Here is a 17,858-nt window from a genome sequence, read left to right as displayed (position 1 = left end):
TGTAGGTTAATTTCAATGAATGATAATTCACAAATTAGTACAGCCCGAATCAAAGCAGGAAGCAATCTGAGCTTTTTTGAAAAATACCTTACTGTTTGGGTATTTTTATGTATCTTTGTGGGAATATTCTTAGGTAGATTATTTCCAGGGATAGCGGTAGCTCTTGATGCTATGAGTATGTATCAAGTCTCTATTCCTATTGCTGTATGTTTGTTTTTCATGATGTATCCCATCATGGTGAAAATTGACTTTACACAAGCAGCAAATGCTATCCGCGCCCCTAAGCCAGTGATTCTGACATTAGTAGTGAATTGGTTAATTAAACCATTCACAATGGTGATATTTGCGCAATTCTTTTTAGGCTGGTTATTTCGTCCTTTGATAAGCGCAACAGAGGTGATTCGTGGGAGCGAAGTGACACTGGCTAATTCCTACATTGCTGGTACCATTTTATTAGGAATTGCGCCTTGTACAGCGATGGTGTTGATGTGGGGATATCTATCCTACGGCAACCAGGGACACACTTTAATTATGGTGGCAGTAAATTCTCTGGCAATGCTGTTTTTATATGCACCCTTGGGGAGATGGTTATTAGCCGCGAATGATTTAACTGTGCCCTGGGAAACCATTGTTTTGTCCGTATTAATTTATGTGGGCTTACCTTTAGCAGCAGGGATGTACAGCCGTTACTGGATTTTTAAATACAAAGGTAAAGAGTGGTTTGAAAGCAGATTTCTCAAGTATCTGACTCCGGTGGCAATTACGGCTTTATTGCTAACTTTGGTACTGCTATTTGCATTCAAGGGTGAACTAATAGTTAACAATCCCTTGCATATTGTATTAATTGCTGTACCACTGTTTATCCAAACTAATTTTATATTTTTAATTAGTTATGTAGCGGCATTAAAGCTGAATTTATCCTACGAAGATGCAGCACCAGCAGCATTAATTGGAGCTAGTAATCATTTTGAAGTTGCTATTGCCACGGCTGTCATGTTATTTGGTTTAAATTCAGGTGCAGCACTGGCTACAGTAGTCGGGGTTTTAATCGAAGTTCCAGTGATGTTAATGTTAGTTGAATTTTGTAAGCGGACAGCACCTTGGTTTCCACGAGAGCCGCAAAAAGCAACATTACCAGATCCGCGTTGTTTTGGAGCTTTTAAATAACAACCTAATGAAAGGCTCGAACCAATGGAGCAAGAAACAATTCAACCGATTTTAGAAAACCTGTGGTGGGTAATTCCAGGAAAACTAGCAGGTGTTCGCAAGCCTATAGCAGAGGAGTTGACAGAGTTACAAACCGCAGGTGTACAGGCAATTATCTCCGTTATGGATGATCCCTCTAACTTAGATTTATATCAAACGGCAAATATTCCTTATCTGTGGTTGCCAATTAAAGGTGGTACGACACCCAGCCAAGAGCAAATTCATGATTTACAAAATTTCGTTGACAACCAAAATAACCTTGGTAACGCTGTTGCAATTCATTGCACCAATGGTAGACGGCGAACGGGAACAATGCTAGCTACTTACTTGATTTGTACTGGCTCATCTTATAACGATGTCATCGAGGCGATTAGGCGTGCAAATCCCGAAATCGAACTGCGAGAAAACCAACACAAATTTCTACAAGAATTAGAGCAGGATAGACAAATAACATAACTCATACCATTTTGGATTTTAGATTTTAGATTTTGGATTGTGAAACATCTATTGGATAAGCGTTTCAGATTTCCATCTGTCGCAATCATTTTCAAATTGGTATCACCTACTAATCGTTGCTGGTGACGACGTAGGTAGAGAGCAAAGCTTTTGACAAGACAATCATATTTTTTTAATTAACGGTAGGAAAAGTAATGAGCATTCGTATTGCTATTAATGGATTCGGTAGGATGGGACGGCTGGCTCTGCGTGCTGCATGGGGTTGGACAGAATTAGAATTTGTCCATATTAATGAGATTAAAGGTGGAGCAGAAGCGGCCGCTCATTTACTCAAGTTCGATTCTGTTCATGGACGTTGGACACCAGAAGTAGAAGCACAGGGAGAACGCATTCTCATTGACGGTACACCCTTAAGCTTTAGTGAATATTCCCAACCTGGTGATGTCCCTTGGGAAGACTTAGGCGTTGATATTGTACTGGAATGCTCCGGTAAGTTTAGGACTCCCGCTACCCTAAACCCTTATTTTAAGCGAGGGGTACGAAAGGTAATTGTAGCTGCTCCAGTGAAGGAAGAAGCCCTGAATATTGTTATGGGGGTTAACGATCAACTTTATGACCCAGATAAGCATCATCTGCTAACTGCGGCTTCTTGTACAACTAACTGTTTAGCTCCAGTTGTGAAGGTAATCCATGAAGGTTTGGGGATTAAACATGGAATTATTACCACAATTCATGATAATACTAATACTCAAACCATCGTAGATGCGCCACACAAGGATCTGCGACGGGCAAGAGCTACCAGTTTATCTCTAATTCCTACTAGTACTGGATCGGCAACTGCGATCGGCTTAATTTATCCCGAACTCAATGGCAAACTCAATGGTTTAGCAGTACGAGTGCCATTACTCAACGCTTCTTTAACAGATTGTGTATTTGAAGTTGCGCGATCTACCACAGTAGAAGAAATTAATAGTTTGCTGAAAGCTGCTTCTGAGCAAGAACCTCTTAAAGGCATTTTGGGCTATGAAGAGCGTCCTTTGGTATCTATTGACTACAAAGATGATCCTCGTTCTTCCATTATCGATGCTCTCTCCACAATGGTGGTAGATGAGACGCAAGTGAAAATACTTGCTTGGTATGACAACGAATGGGGCTATGCCAACCGGATGGTTGAACTCGCCCGTAAGGTGGCTTTGAATTTTATAGCGTGAAATCTTCTGATTTAGAAATACTCTGCGTTAAATCTCTATTACCTCATGGCTTCTACTACAGCTCATAGTGCCAATTTCAAGAACTATATCCTAGTCACCCTCGCCTACTGGGGCTTTACCCTAACTGATGGTGCCTTGCGAATGCTGGTGTTGCTATATTTCAACCAAATTGGCTATACCCCAATACAAATTGCCTTTCTGTTTTTGTTCTACGAAGTCTTCGGAGTTGTCACAAACTTTTTAGGCGGTTGGATTGGTTCTCAGTTGGGATTGAAGGTAACACTTTATAGCGGCATCGGATTACAGGTTTTTTCACTAGTCATGCTGTCCTTCCTAAATCCAGATTGGGTACAGTGGATTGCAGTTGGTTATGTGATGGTGGCACAGGCATTTTCTGGGATTGCTAAAGACTTAACCAAGATGAGTTCTAAAAGTGCCATTCGGTTGGTGGTACCCCAGGATGCTCAATCATCTTTGTTTAAATGGGTGGCGGTGCTGACTGGTTCTAAGAATGCTCTGAAAGGAGTTGGTTTCTTTCTTGGTAGCGCTCTCCTCGCTGGGGTTGGCTTCATCAATTCCCTGTGGATTATGGCCGGGGGACTTGCCTTGATTATGTTTTCTGGGCTAATGCTGCCTAAAGGGATGGGCAAAATCAAGAAGAAAGTCAAGTTTAGTCAACTGTTTTCTAAGAGTGAAGAGATTAATATTCTTTCGGCTGCACGATTTTTTCTCTTTGGCTCTAGGGATGTGTGGTTTGTTGTAGGATTACCAGTATTTTTACGTAGCGTTTTGGGCTGGTCATTCTATCAGGTCGGTGGATTCTTAGCTTGTTGGGTAATTGGTTATGGCATGATTCAGTTCTTAGCGCCAACGCTAATTCAGCGATTTGGTTCTGGTCGTCCACCACAATCAAAGACTATCCAGTTTTGGACATTTACTTTAACAGCAGTTCCAGCTGCGATCGCTCTTGCTCTCCAATTAGGTATACCTGCAAATATTGCGATCGTTGGCGGACTCTTGATTTTTGGCATTGTGTTTGCTTTTAACTCAGCAGTTCACTCTTATTTAGTGTTGGCTTTTACTGATGATGATAAGGTAGCGCTGAACGTTGGTTTTTATTACATGGCAAACTCAGGTGGTCGATTAGCTGGTACTGTTTTATCAGGTTTGATATATCAGTTTTTCGGTTTAGTGGGTTGTCTGTGGACATCAATGTTATTTGTATTAGCAGCTGCATTAATTACTCTCAAGCTACCCAATCCTCAACCAAGTAAAGCGATCGCCTGGAAAGCAGGGGATGGAGATTAAAACAGTTGTCTAGCGCCAAATTATTAAATTATTTGGCACTAGATCCAGTCCCTGTAAAACTGTATGATTAAGCTCTAAAAGGCAGAACGTTGATGGACAAGAATAACTCATCTGCACTAGAGCGATCGCGTCTTTTGCAATTATCCTTTCTCTACTCTGTACCGATTGGGGTGTTAGGAGGATTAATTGGCTTGGGGGGTGCAGAGTTTCGACTACCAGTATTAGCTGGTGTCTTGGGTTATTCAGTACGGCAAGCTGTACCCCTAAACCTAGCTGTGAGCTTGGTGACAATTGCTGCATCTCTAGCAATTCGGGGTAGTACGCTCTCCTTTAGCTCAGTTATTCCGTTGTTACCTGCGGTTTTGTCCTTAATTTGCGGAGCAGTTATTACTGCCTTTTTTGGCGCAGCAATGGCAGGAAAGCTTTCAAATGAGCAGCTTGAGAAAATTATCTTAGTGCTATTAGTCTTAATTGGCGTTGCCCTAATAGTTGAAGGTTTTCTTCCCCAACAAATACCAGCCCTTCTACCTCCCAGCTTGGTTTGGCGCATTGGAGCAGGTATTTTGTTTGGTTTGGCAATTGGGCTGGTAAGCAGTCTCCTTGGGGTTGCAGGTGGTGAAATAATTATTCCAACACTGGTTTTTGCTTTTGGTGCAGACATTAAAACAGCAGGTACAGCTAGTCTTTTGGTTAGCTTACCCACAGTACTGGTGGGAGTTGTGAAATATGCCAGTCGTGGGGCATTTGCAAACCGTGCAGCTTTGAGGAATACCGTCGCGCCTATGGGAGTGGGTTCGGTAATTGGCGCAGTTATTGGCGGAATGCTTGTTGGGGTTGTTCCTGCGTCAGTACTCAAAGTTACATTAGGGGTAATTTTAAATGTCTCTGCGTTTCGAGTGTTTCACAAAGCTAAATCTCACAATTCTTGACCTCCTCTCCCGCTAATTGCAAGCAATGTAGCGGGAGATTCCAACATTACTGTTGAACTTTCCTCTTTCTGCGAGATGATTTACTCACAGAAGTTACCTTCTTTGAGCAGGGATCAGACTCTCCAGAGGCGTGTTGAATTCCCGACAGCCCATCGGTATCTTTAATCATTTCTAATCCTCTATTGAGGATATTTTTTGCGGCATTAATATCACGGCATTCGTGATGTGAGCAGGCAGGACAAATATGCGTTCTAGTACTCAATGTTTTGTGTACTGGATGCCCACAATTACTACAATTAATCGTCGTATTGTGAGGAGGTACAGCTATCACAACTCGCCCATATACCTTGCCGAAATATTCCAACCAATTGGTAAAGATTGACCAACTCGCGTCAGAAATACTCTTTGCAAGATGATGATTCTTTACCATATTTCGCACCTTCAAGTCTTCATACGCCACGATGTCTGCCGACTTCACCACGCATTGAGCTAATTTCACTACCCAATCTTTACGCTGGCGTGTAACTTTGAGGTGCTTTCTTCCTAATCTAATTCGTGCTTTGGCACGATTTTTAGACCCTTTGGCACAACGAGACAATCTTCGTTGTGCCTTTTTTAATGCTTTTTCAGACTTCCTCAGATACCGAGGATTGCCAACCTTATTACCATCAGAGTCAGTAAGGAAGTGGTTTAAACCCAAATCAATCCCCAAAGTTTTCTCTGTGGATTCTAATTGTTCCTTCCTGTCGTGGTCCATACAAAATTGAATGTATATTCCATCAACACGACGAACAATTCTTACCCGTTTTATCTGGTTTATCTGATAGAAATTAAGATCACGACTGCCCATCAATTTCATCGTTCCCACACCAAATTTATCTGTAAATGTTATGAATTGACGACAATCAGAAAGTGACCAACCTGATTGCTTATATTCAACAGAGAATCTGGTTTGAAATCTCCGAAACTTTGGGAATCCTTTTTTGCCTGGAATATTTTTCTTGCAATTATCAAAAAATCTTGAAATTGCTGCCCACACTCGTTCTGCCATTGCTTGTCTTGCCGTTGAGTTCAGTTTTGATACCCAAGGAAAGTCAGGATTGTCTGACAAAACTTTCGTGTACTTATTTAACTCAAATCCAGTTTTTGCATGACCATCTAACCAATAGCGCAAGCAAGAATTACGCACAAAAAGAGCAGTTCTCAAGACTTCATTTATCTTGAGTAACTGCTCTTTTGTTGCTTGTGCTTTTGCTTCGTAGACTATCATGCTTTTACTTAATTTCTATCAATTAGAATACCAAGGAGTTTTTGACCGCTATTCATCTCCCGCTAACCTTCGGTGTAGCGGGATTCTTCTAGCTTGTGCTAGATAATTAGTTCAATCTGGAAAGGTTAGAGCTTTTCGTAATATTTCAAACCTTGCTGGTACTAATCGATAGTAAATCCAAGTACCGCGTCGTTCCTTCTCTAGCAAGCCAGCTTCATACAACACCTTGAGATGATGGCTGACAGTAGGTTGAGATAAACCCAGTGGCTCTACCAATTGGCAAACACAAGCTTCTTGTGCAGGTTGAACTGCAATATAACTGAGCAACTGTAACCGAGCCGATTCGCCCAGTACGCGAAATAACGCCGCCATTTGGGCGGCTTCATCTGGCTGCAATAGGTTTTGCAACAGGGAAGAACAACAGCTTGAAGTAGAGTTTGCAGAATTCATACTTATATATTGACACTTATCAATATAGTTGGCAATATATAGATATACATAAATATTGATGACTATCAATTTAAGGAGAACTGCGATGTCCCGCGTACAACTGGCGCTGAATGTAAGTAATATTGATGCTGCGGTTGAATTCTACAGCAAGCTTTTCGGTACTGAACCAGCAAAACGCCGTCCTGGTTACGCGAATTTTGCGATCGCTCAACCACCGCTCAAATTAGTATTGATTGAGAATCCGGAAGCGGCTGGAACTCTTAACCATTTAGGTGTGGAAGTAGAAACAACTGGGGAAGTCAACATAGCAACCGAACGCCTGCAACAACTGGGACTAGAAACGCGAACAGAAGAGCAAGTAACTTGTTGCTATGCTCTGCAAGATAAAGTATGGGTGCAAGATCCAGATGGCGCACCTTGGGAGATTTATAAAGTTTTGAGTGACTCCCAAGTGCGGGATATCAAACCTGTAGAAGTCAGCACTAAAAGCTGCGCCTGTTCTTAGTTTGTAGCTCTGCACTTATTTAATCTGTATGTGGAATCTCTATGACAACATTTGACCATCCCCCCAGAATTTTGTTTTTGTATGGTTCTCTGCGCGAGCGTTCTTATAGCCGCTTGTTAGCAGAGGAAGCGGCTCGCATCATTGAAGAATTTGGCGCAGAGGTAAAGTTTTTCGATCCCAGGGAATTACCAATTTACGGTAGCGTTCCCGACACTCACCCCAAAGTGCAAGAGTTGCGCGAATTAAGCCAATGGTCAGAAGGACAAGTGTGGTGTAGCCCGGAACTGCACGGTCAGATTTCTGGGATTATGAAAAATCAAATTGACTGGATTCCTCTAAATATTGGAGCTGTTCGCCCGACGCAAGGGAGAACTTTGGCTGTGATGCAAGTCAGTGGTGGTTCGCAGTCTTTCAACGCTGTCAACACCTTGAGAATTCTGGGGCGCTGGATGCGGATGTTTACTATTCCCAATCAATCCTCGGTGGCTAAAGCTTATCAGGAGTTTAACGAGGATGGTAGCATGAAAGATTCGTCTTACCGCGATCGCGTTGTGGATGTGATGGAAGAACTTTATAAGTTTACTCTGTTGCTCCGAGACAAAGTAGACTACCTCACCGATCGCTACAGCGAACGCAAGGAGAAAGCCGCAAAACAGATAATTGAAGTAGCAAACCAAGCTCTGCGGTAATAGCTTTGATATGGATCTAATGAATTATGACTGAGTATTTCAGTCTATGATGATTAGCTGGTAATATTTGAGGCTCAATCTCAAAACACCAAGCGCGATAGCGCAATTCATTAATAGCTGAAAGCTAAGTTATGGTAGTTGTAGCAATTCTAGCGGCGGGACGCGGCACAAGGATGAAATCAAACCTGCCCAAAGTATTACATTCTTTGGGTGGGCGATCGCTAGTTGAAAGAGTGATTCACAGTGTAGAACCTCTTTCTCCTTCACGGCGGTTAGTAATTGTCGGATATCAGGCACAGGAAGTGAAAGCTGCTATGGAGCCAATTCCTGGTTTAGAGTTTGTCGAACAGACTGAACAAAAAGGAACTGGTCATGCAATCCAGCAATTACTGCCTTATTTAGAAGATTATACAGGGGATTTAATTGTCTTAAACGGTGATGTACCCTTATTAACTAGCCAAACCCTGGAAAATCTCTGGCAAACTCACCAAGAATATCAAAATGATGCCACGATTCTCACTGCATACTTGCCTGATGCTAAAGGTTACGGGCGAGTTTTTTGCGATAGTGAAAATATAGTGCAACAAATTGTGGAAGATAAAGATTGCACCAGCGCTCAAAGGCAAAATCGCCGGATTAATGCGGGGGTTTATTGCTTCCGGTGGCAAAATTTAGCTAAAGTGCTGCCCCATTTAGAAGCAAATAATAGTCAAAAAGAATACTATCTCACCGATGCAGTCACGCAAGTAGGCAAAGTGATGGCGGTGGATGTCCACGATTATCAAGAAATTCTTGGCATTAACGATCGCTTACAACTAGCAAATGCCTACGATATTTTACAAACCAGAGTTAAAGAAAAATGGATGTTGGCGGGTGTGACGCTGATCGATCCTCATAGCATTACCATTGATGACACTGTTGAATTACAACCAGATGTAATTATTGAACCCCAAACTCACCTACGTGGTAATACTGTAATTCAAGCAGGAAGCCGCATCGGCCCTGGCAGTTTAATTGAAAATAGCCAGGTGGGTGAAAATGTTACCGTACAGTATTCCGTAATTAGGGATAGCTTTGTGCAAGCGGGAAGCCAGATTGGCCCCTATAGCCATTTACGCGGTCAGGCTAAAGTTGGTGCAGGCTGCCGTATTGGTAATTTTGTAGAATTGAAAAATACTCAATTAGGCGATCGCACTAATGTAGCTCATTTGTCTTATTTAGGCGATACCACTGCTGGTACAAAGGTTAACATCGGTGCTGGTACAATTACTGCTAACTATGACGGTGTGAAAAAACACCCAACCAAAATTGGCGATCGCACTAAAACTGGTTCTAATAGCGTTTTAGTTGCACCAGTCACCTTGGGTAATGATGTCTACGTCGCCGCCGGTTCAACAATTACAGAAGATGTCCCTGATGATGCGCTGGTAATCGCCCGTGCGCGTCAGGTAGTTAAACCAGGTTGGCGCAATAAAAGCGCTGAGAATAAGCCTTAAAAAATAGATTTGCCAAATGGGCATTGGGCATGGGGCATCCCTTCGACTTCGCTCAGGGCGAGTGGGCATGGGGGAGCCAGTGCGTTGCGCGGGTTTCCCGCGTTGTAGCAACTGGCGTCATGGGGCATGAGGCATGGGAAAGACAGATTTTCATCCTTGGTTGGCTAGCTTGAACAGTTCATATCTAAGGGATTTCCAAGAAATAAATTATTCCATCTTGTGGGGCGGGCATCTTGCCCGCCACATAAACTGGGCGGACAAGATGTCCACCCCACAATAAATACTGGGATATTTTTTTATTTGGAAGTCCCTAAGGAAGCCTGATCTGGTGACGCCAGATGCTTAGAGACGCAAGGCGACAGGAACGCACTGGCTAGACTTTTCGCAAAATCTAAAATTGATTGACGCTTGCTCAAATCCCCATTCCCCATTCCCCATTCCCTGTTCCCCGTTTCCCGTTCCCCGTTAATAATCGTTAAATCTAAAAATTTCTGTAACAGATGAATACTTTTATAATTTTTTCAATTGTTCTTAATAAACGGTAACTTTGATTTTCCTGTTGTTAGATGTTTGTAAAGAAAAGTTACAACTCCCTTAACACAAGGAAATACTTCTTATGGTAGTTTCATTTGAAAAAAAAGCACCACATAAGGTTGTAATCATTGGTGGAGGATTTGGCGGACTCTATACAGCCAAGACTCTAGCTCATGCAAATGTAGAAATTACTCTCATCGATAAACGTAATTTTCACCTATTTCAACCGCTTTTATATCAAGTTGCTACGGGTACTTTATCACCTGCGGATATTTCCTCTCCATTACGAGCTGTATTCAGCAAAAGTAAGAATACACGTGTGATGTTGGGAGAAGTAACAGATATCGATCCTCAAGCACAAAAAGTGATTTTGGACGGTCATGTCGTACCTTACGATACCTTAGTTGTCGCCACTGGTGCTAACCACTCCTACTTTGGTAAAGATAACTGGAAAGATTTAGCACCTGGCTTGAAAACTGTAGAAGATGCGATTGAAATGCGTCGCCGAATCTTCTCTGCATTTGAAGCGGCGGAAAAGGAAACCGATCCCGAAAAACGCCGGGCTTTATTGACTTTCGTGATTGTTGGTGGTGGCCCTACAGGGGTAGAATTAGCAGGTGCGATCGCGGAATTAGCATACAAAACTCTCACCGAAGATTTCCGCAACATCAACACTTCCGAAGCGAAAATTCTTTTATTACAAGGTGGCGATCGCATCCTCCCACACATTGCGCCCGATTTATCGAAAGTGGCAGCCAAATCTTTACGCAAGTTGGGTGTGGAAATCCAACTTAACACCAGAGTTACCAATATTGAAAATGATATCGTTACTTTCAAAAAAGGCAATGAATTAACTTCTATTACTTCAAAAACTATATTGTGGGCTGCTGGTGTTCAAGGTTCACCAATGGGGAGAGTCTTGACAGAACGTACAGGTGTAGAATGCGATCGCACTGGACGAGTAATTGTTGAACCAGACTTGACTATCAAGGGTTATAAAAACATTTTCGTTGTGGGAGATTTAGGTAACTTCTCCCATCAAGATGGTAACCCCTTACCTGGTGTTGCACCTGTAGCCAAACAACAAGGTGAATATGTAGCTCAACTTATTCAACTACGGATTCAAGGCTATACAATGCCACCATTCCACTACAACCACGTGGGTAGTTTGGCGATGATTGGGCAAAATTTAGCCGTTGTAGATTTAGGCCCGCTTAAACTCACAGGTTTCTTAGCTTGGGTATTTTGGCTAATCATTCACATCTACTTCTTAATTGAGTTTGACACTAAATTACTCGTAGTATTTCAGTGGGCGTGGAATTACATCACTCGAAATCGTCGCTCTAGATTAATTACCGGTCGAGAAAATTTTGTGACTGTCCAAAGTGCTAACAATGACGCTGTTGACAATAACACTGCTAACAATGAAGCGGTGAATAATGAGGCGGTGAATAATGTTAATGATGTTAACAATAACGGTAATAAATTCTTGACGAAAGTGTAACTATGCTTAATCAAGGATGTAAAAATATACCCTTGATTAAGCAAAAGACATAATTGTAGAGGCACAATATATTGTGCCTCTATTCTGCTTTTACAGCAGTTTCCTAGTAATTGAACCACAGATCCAAAGTAGGGGCACGGCACCAGTAAGATTATTATATTTACCAGAAGATTGTCGATGCCGTGCCCCTATTGCTGGGAAACTCCAAAAGTAGGTTACTTGAGGTGAAAGCAACACAACGAAGTAACATAAATGTTGGGTTTCGTTCCTCAACCCAACCTACATTGAAGTCTAATTTAAGGTTTGAAAACAGTCCCTAGCCCCCATTTTCAAGCTAACATTTAACTTAACTACTGTACTTGGGAATCATGCGTCCGATTATTCAACTATTTGGGCAACTTTTTGCAGGGGCTTACCGACGCTTTACGCAAGCGTTGGATTATCCGGAGTTAACGCAGATATCTGTGCAGAGGGAAATTTGCGATCGCCTAATTAAAAGCGAGTATGGTAAAACTTTAGGAATTCGTTCTCTAGCAGATTGGCAAGCTGTACCGATAGTTGATTACGATGGGCTAGAACCCTGGATTTTAGGGCAGGAAAAACGTCAACAAATTCCCCTCACCCCAGAACCGATTTTATTTTATGAAAAAACCTCTGGTAGTACTGGGGCGATTAAATGGATTCCCTATACTCAATCTTTGCGGCGCTCGTTTAATCAGATGTTTTGTGTTTGGGCGCACGATTTAATTGTACATGGGCCAAAATTTTCTACAGGGAAAATATACGCTTCTATCTCGCCACAGCTAAATGTGGGTAATTCCCAATCTTTACAAGATGATTTAGATTATTTAGATGGATGGTTGCGTTGGTTGCTGCGTCCTTGGTTGGTAATGCCAAAAGGACTAAATCGCCTGCATAACATGGAAGAATTTAAACATCAGTTGGCTTTAGCTTTATTACAGGCAGAGAATTTAGAAATTATTTCGGTGTGGAGTCCGAGTTTTTTACAAGTACATTTAAATTATATTCAAGAAAATCGGGAGTTATTGCACAGAGAATTACAAGGAATCATATCAGGCGATCGCTTACAAATTCTCTTATCAGAAAATATTCCCTGGATGCAGCTATGGGCAAATTTAAAGCTGATTTCCTGCTGGGATAGCGCCAAAGCCGCAGATCAAGCCAAGGGATTGCGATTGCAGTTTCCTGGTGTATTGGTTCAGGGTAAGGGTTTACTCGCCACGGAAGCACCGATGACAATTCCCTTAATTGCTGCGGGGGGTTATGTTCCGGTGTTGGATGAAGTGTTTTTTGAGTTTGAGGATGATACTGGCTGTTTGCAGAGTTTACACGAACTGAGTATTGGCAAGGAATACGCGATTATATTATCTCAGAAGGGTGGTCTTTATCGTTATCGTCTAGGCGATCGCATCCGCGTGACTCACTATTATCGTCAAACACCCTGTTTAGAATTTATCGGACGAAGTCAAGATATCAGCGATTTAGTAGGAGAAAAGTTACAAGCCAGCTTTGTACAGGATGCTTTAAATCGCCTGAACTTGCAAGGAACTCATTTTCAGAGTTTGGTTCCTGTTACTAACCCACCCCACTATATTTTGTTACTGGATTCAGCACAGCAAACCCCGGAAATGATTGCCCAACAATTAGATATAGCTTTAGCAGAGTCTTACCATTACAATTTAGCGCGATCGCTCGGTCAACTTGCACCACCAGAAGTATTAATTTCCGCCCAAATTCCTGAATTATTAACCTCAATTCGCTTGCAAAAAGGTAGTGTTTGGGGAGGTATTAAGCATCCAATTTTAGCAACAACGGCTATGAGCCAGGAAATTTTATTAGCATTAAAATCTCTCAATTAAAATATTTATAAATCGCATTTATTTATTTATTGGATAATTAAATAGATATTATTAGTATTTAAAATACTCTAAATAAATCAAAATTTAACAGAAATGTAGGGGCACAAGATTATTGTGTCCGGATGAATAAGTAAGACCAATTCCAATAATGTTGGCGACACATCAATATATTCTAGAGGGCATGGCAATGCCATAGCCCTACCATCTGTCGCATTCTTTTTTCTAATTGGTATAAGTAGGCGGAAATAAAGACAATTATGTTACGGAAGGTAAATAGCCTTGAAACCCTTACCAATGACAAATGACAAATGACAAATGACAAATGACTACTTATATTTAATTATGCCAACCTACTTATGGTGTTAATTGCTCAATGCTAATTATATCTCCAAAAAGATAATTAAAATTAGCCCTTCATGGGAAAACCCCACAACCAAATAGGAAAACCTTTCTCCTCTAGTCCCTGTCATTAGGCACTTTTAGAGGGTTTTTCGGTTGCTGAGAGAATGGCTAACTATTCACACATTTCTTGGTTATATCTCGATTATGGTAAGCGTTTTATAAAATCTAGATGAATTATCTATGAATTTTACATTTAACTACTTTATACATATATAAAATCAAGGTAAATTTTTAGTTGTTATCTCTGATATGCAGAGTTTTTGCGCAAAAAATCAGTAAAAATACTTCTAGCTACGTTATTAAGTGTAAATAATAATGGCAACCTCACAATATTTTCGCATTGAAGAATTTCCCAATTCGATTAACACAGTGTTTGATAGTAAGTTTAATCGTTGGCTCGCTTTAGAAAATTCCTCTGTGCTGGTTGAGGTGAAAACTAAAAATGGCGAATTAGACTTGACAACCCTCAAGCGGACTAATATTTCTCAACTTGGGTTAAAAAATCCCTATGGAATGGCTATCCATCCAATTACAGGAAGGCTGGTAATTTTGGATCGGAGTACTCAACCGCAGATTTATCAGATTCAACCAGACTCTCAAGGTAATTTCTCCAATACCTCAACTACTCCCATCACTCTCCCGGCAAATTTACCAGATTTGAGTGGAATTAAGGTAAATTCTGCCAATGGTAACTTTGTGGTAGACAGCGCTACTGGTCAAATCCAATATGAATTTACCAGTGCAGGTAAAATTGCGGTTGAGCGAGATTTATCTGGATTAGGACTAAACAATCAACAAACACTGCTTACTAATAACACCTCTATTAGCACCTTTAGCGCCAACACTACAGATGCATCTTTGATGACAGCGCAGACGGTGCAGACAACATCTATTCCCAACCCAGTATTAGTACAGACTATCTACACCTCTACATTTATCCCTCCTAGCCCAGATCCATCAGGGATTGTTTATATCAGTCATTTAGGTTCCCTGTTGATTTCTGATGGTGAAGTGGATGAAATGCCGCTTATTTTCGACGGGAAGAATATGTTCCAAGTCAGCTTGACTGGAACTTTGGAACGGGGTTTAAGTACTATGAACTATTCCAACGAGCCAACAGGGATAGCATATAACCCCGCGAATCGCTTCCTGTATATTGCGGATGATAACAAGCAACGGGTTTTTCAAGTTAATCCTGGAGGCGATGGTACTTACAACACATCAGATGATGTGGTGAGTTCTTTTAGTACTCTTCCTTGGGGTAGCACAGATCCAGAAGATATAGCCTATTCAACAACTTCAGGTACTTTATTTATCGTTGGCGGGGCAGATGACATCGTTTATCAAGTTACCACCAACGGCACCTTAATCAACCAATTTGCTACTAATAGTTTCGGACTTCACGATCCGGAGGGGATTGCCATCGATCCTAATAGTGGGAACCTGTTTATGGTAGGTTTCCCAGCTAACTTAGTGTTTGAAGTCTCAACTACTGGTCAACTTATCCGCACCTACGATATTTCTGCGGCGAACGCACTCAAACCTGCCGGTATCACCTTTGCACCCAGTAGTCAAAATCCCTATGAATTAAGCTTTTACATAGTAGATCGCGCTGTTGATAACGATGCCGATCCCAATGAAAATGACGGTAAAATCTACGAATTTGCTCTCGGTACTCCCGTACCCAATCAAGCACCAGCTGTCACCGCAGGTCAAACCCAAGTAGTGTTATACAGCGCTAACCTTGACGGTGCTGTTGCTGATGATGGCTTACCTCAAGGGGCAACTGTAACCGCTACCTGGAGTTTCATTAGCGGGCCTGGTGAAGTAATTTTTGACGATCCATCGGTAGAAGATACGGGTGTGAGCTTCACTACTCCGGGAACCTACACTTTACAATTAAGTGCCAGTGATGGAGAATTAACAGCAAGCAGCCAGACAACTATCCAAGTCTTAGATCCTACATCCATAACCTTTGTCAGCTTTGGCAGTAGCGGTACTATAGGCGGAGTCAGTTTTAATCGGCAAGACATTCTCGCACACGACCAGTCTACAGGTAACTGGTATCTGTATTTTGATGGCTCTGATATGGGCTTTGGTAGCTCCTATCTGCGAGATTTTCACATTAATGCAGATGGCTCAATTTTATTTGCTTTAAATAACCCGACTATTTTACCTGGGCAACTATCTGTAGATGATTCAGATATAGTCAAGTTTACGCCTACAACTACAGGTGATTCTACCAGTGGCACATTAGAAATGTATTTTGATGGCTCGGATGTGGGATTAACCACCGATGCTGAAGAGTTGGATGCGATCGCTATTGACCGAGATGGTAATTTGGTCGTTAGTACCAGGGGTGGTTTCACCGTTCCTGGAGTATCTGGTTCAGATGAAGACCTGATGAAATTCACTGCTACTAGTTTAGGTCAGAATACATCTGGTACTTGGACAATGTTGTTTGATGGATCTGATGTTGGTCTAACTGATTCTAGTGAAGATGTGCTTGGTGTTTGGTTCGACGCTAATAGTAACAAGATTTTCCTCACTACCGAGGGTAATTTTAGAGTTAATGGTGCTAGCGGTGATGCTTCTGATATCTTTGTATTTAACCCAACTTCACTTGGTAGTAATACCAGTGGTAGTTTTACGCCCTATTGGGATGGATCAAACAATGGAGTACCCGCAGGAATAGCTGTTGAGGGTATTGCTATTGCTCCTATTTTTTAGTCAATGGTCAATGGTCAATGGTCAACAGTCAATGGTCAATGGTTAAACTACAACTAGTACAGACGCGATTAATCGCGTCTCTAACAACTGTACAGACGCGATTAATCGCGTCTCTGCAATATCTGTTTCAAAACCATTGCTGTCCAATCTACATCAGCTGTGGTGGTTTCCCTTCCTAATGTTAGGCGAATTCCACCTAAGGCGGCTGGTTCTGAATAACCCATCGCTAGTAAGATGGGGCTAGGGCTGAGTTTACCACTGTGACAGGCTGCACCTGCACTGATACCAATACCCGCTAGGTTCATTTGTCGGACAATGGTTTTACCGCTAAGTTTTTTGCTATTGGCTGATTCTAGGCAAAAACTGACATGATGGGGTAGGCGGTGTTCTAAATCGCCTGTGGGAATTAAACCAGGTACATCGGCTAACTGAGCAAATAAGCGATCGCGTAAATTAATTAAACGCGGTGTTTCTCTAGATATTTCTTGATCTGCTAGTTCAGCTGCGACACCAAAACCAGCAATTATCGCTGTAGCTTGAGTCCCGGAACGTAGCCCCATTTCTTGTCCACCACCAGCAAATAGGGGTACTAACTCTACACCTGGACGAACATACAGCGCTCCTGCACCTTGCGGCCCATATATTTTATGACTAGATATGCTCAGTAAATCTACTGGCAAATTCTCTACATCAATGGGTATACGCCCCACTGCTTGGACAGCATCAGTATGGAATAATACTCCATGTTGATGGGCAATATCTGCTAATTTGGCGATCGCTTGTACGGTTCCAACTTCACTTTGACCGTAAATTACAGACACCAATACTGTATTATCTCGCAAAGCGGCTGCTAAATCTGCGGGGTTGACTCTTCCTTTTGCATCTACCGCCAAACGTGTTACTTCCCAGTCCCACCTTTCCAGCAAGCGCGCCGATTCAGAAATTGCCGCATGTTCCACAGTAGAAATAATCATATGTTGGGGTGCATGATATAAGCGAGCCACGCCCATAATTGCCAAATTATCTGCTTCTGTACCACCAGAGGTAAAGATAATTGACTCCACACTAGAAGCGTTAATTAATCCCGCAACTTGAATTCTGGCGGTTTCTAAAACTGTTGCAGCCCGTTGTCCCCACTCATGTAAACTAGAAGGATTGCCCCATTGTTGAGCTAACACTGCTTGCATAGCTGCGATCGCTTCTGGGCGGGTAGGAGTTGTAGCACTGTAATCTAGATATATTTGCATATCACCAATCAATGAGTGAAAACATAAGCTTCCTGTGGGTT

Annotated in this window: 14 protein-coding genes; 11 read left to right on the top strand and 3 right to left on the bottom strand. The window is 41.9% G+C overall.

Annotation, left to right across the window (positions count from 1 at the left end; all coding sequences use genetic code 11):
• Window positions 1-15: 15 nt before the first annotated feature.
• The 5 genes from arsB (at window position 16) to AACW45_RS15485 (ending at window position 5,110) form a co-directional block, all read left to right on the top strand.
• Complete coding sequence (gene arsB, locus AACW45_RS15505; RefSeq protein ID WP_190633441.1) at window positions 16-1,167, top strand: ACR3 family arsenite efflux transporter; 1,152 nt, start codon at window positions 16-18, stop codon at window positions 1,165-1,167.
• A gap of 24 nt (window positions 1,168-1,191) precedes the next feature.
• Window positions 1,192-1,662: a phosphatase domain-containing putative toxin gene (locus tag AACW45_RS15500; protein ID WP_190633440.1), complete on the top strand. Its 471-nt coding sequence runs from the start codon at window positions 1,192-1,194 to the stop codon at window positions 1,660-1,662.
• 194 nt (window positions 1,663-1,856) lie between these two features.
• A complete protein-coding gene (locus tag AACW45_RS15495; protein ID WP_190633439.1) occupies window positions 1,857-2,873 on the top strand; it encodes an ArsJ-associated glyceraldehyde-3-phosphate dehydrogenase in 1,017 nt (338 codons plus the stop codon).
• 45 nt (window positions 2,874-2,918) lie between these two features.
• Window positions 2,919-4,181 carry an organoarsenical effux MFS transporter ArsJ gene (gene arsJ, locus AACW45_RS15490; protein ID WP_190633438.1) on the top strand — a complete coding sequence of 421 codons (1,263 nt, stop codon included), beginning with the start codon at window positions 2,919-2,921 and terminating at the stop codon, window positions 4,179-4,181.
• A gap of 92 nt (window positions 4,182-4,273) precedes the next feature.
• On the top strand, window positions 4,274-5,110 hold the full coding sequence (locus AACW45_RS15485) for a sulfite exporter TauE/SafE family protein (RefSeq protein WP_190633437.1): 837 nt from the start codon (window positions 4,274-4,276) through the stop codon (window positions 5,108-5,110).
• Between the two features lie 46 nt (window positions 5,111-5,156).
• Here AACW45_RS15485 and AACW45_RS15480 read toward each other — a convergent pair whose 3' ends face one another.
• Window positions 5,157-6,380: an RNA-guided endonuclease InsQ/TnpB family protein gene (locus tag AACW45_RS15480; protein WP_190633436.1), complete on the bottom strand. Its 1,224-nt coding sequence runs from the start codon at window positions 6,378-6,380 to the stop codon at window positions 5,157-5,159.
• Window positions 6,381-6,491: 111 nt separating this feature from the next.
• Entirely contained in the window at window positions 6,492-6,830 is a 339-nt protein-coding gene (locus tag AACW45_RS15475) for an ArsR/SmtB family transcription factor (protein WP_190546836.1), read from the bottom strand.
• An 85-nt stretch (window positions 6,831-6,915) separates the two neighbouring features.
• Between AACW45_RS15475 and AACW45_RS15470 the strand changes: the two genes are divergently transcribed.
• From AACW45_RS15470 to AACW45_RS15445, 6 genes are all read left to right on the top strand, one after another.
• On the top strand, window positions 6,916-7,335 hold the full coding sequence (locus AACW45_RS15470) for an ArsI/CadI family heavy metal resistance metalloenzyme (protein WP_190633435.1): 420 nt from the start codon (window positions 6,916-6,918) through the stop codon (window positions 7,333-7,335).
• A 41-nt stretch (window positions 7,336-7,376) separates the two neighbouring features.
• Window positions 7,377-8,024, top strand: coding sequence for an arsenical resistance protein ArsH (arsH, locus tag AACW45_RS15465; RefSeq protein ID WP_190633434.1), 648 nt, complete (start codon window positions 7,377-7,379; stop codon window positions 8,022-8,024).
• Window positions 8,025-8,155: 131 nt separating this feature from the next.
• Complete coding sequence (glmU, locus tag AACW45_RS15460) at window positions 8,156-9,520, top strand: bifunctional UDP-N-acetylglucosamine diphosphorylase/glucosamine-1-phosphate N-acetyltransferase GlmU (RefSeq protein WP_190633433.1); 1,365 nt, start codon at window positions 8,156-8,158, stop codon at window positions 9,518-9,520.
• Window positions 9,521-10,136: 616 nt separating this feature from the next.
• Window positions 10,137-11,558: an NAD(P)/FAD-dependent oxidoreductase gene (locus tag AACW45_RS15455; protein WP_190633432.1), complete on the top strand. Its 1,422-nt coding sequence runs from the start codon at window positions 10,137-10,139 to the stop codon at window positions 11,556-11,558.
• 368 nt (window positions 11,559-11,926) lie between these two features.
• Window positions 11,927-13,438 carry a GH3 family domain-containing protein gene (locus AACW45_RS15450; protein WP_190633431.1) on the top strand — a complete coding sequence of 504 codons (1,512 nt, stop codon included), beginning with the start codon at window positions 11,927-11,929 and terminating at the stop codon, window positions 13,436-13,438.
• Window positions 13,439-14,155: 717 nt separating this feature from the next.
• Window positions 14,156-16,570, top strand: a complete 2,415-nt coding sequence (locus AACW45_RS15445) for a PKD domain-containing protein (RefSeq protein WP_190633430.1) — start codon at window positions 14,156-14,158, stop codon at window positions 16,568-16,570.
• Window positions 16,571-16,671: 101 nt separating this feature from the next.
• Here AACW45_RS15445 and AACW45_RS15440 read toward each other — a convergent pair whose 3' ends face one another.
• Entirely contained in the window at window positions 16,672-17,817 is a 1,146-nt protein-coding gene (locus AACW45_RS15440) for a cysteine desulfurase family protein (protein ID WP_190633429.1), read from the bottom strand.
• Window positions 17,818-17,858 lie beyond the last annotated feature (41 nt).

Source organism: Calothrix sp. FACHB-168 (assembly GCF_963889195.1).
GTDB lineage: Bacteria > Cyanobacteriota > Cyanobacteriia > Cyanobacteriales > Nostocaceae > Aulosira > Aulosira anomala_A.
The sequence above is the reverse complement of the archived record's forward strand: the minus strand, read 5'-3'. Positions and strand labels throughout refer to the sequence as shown.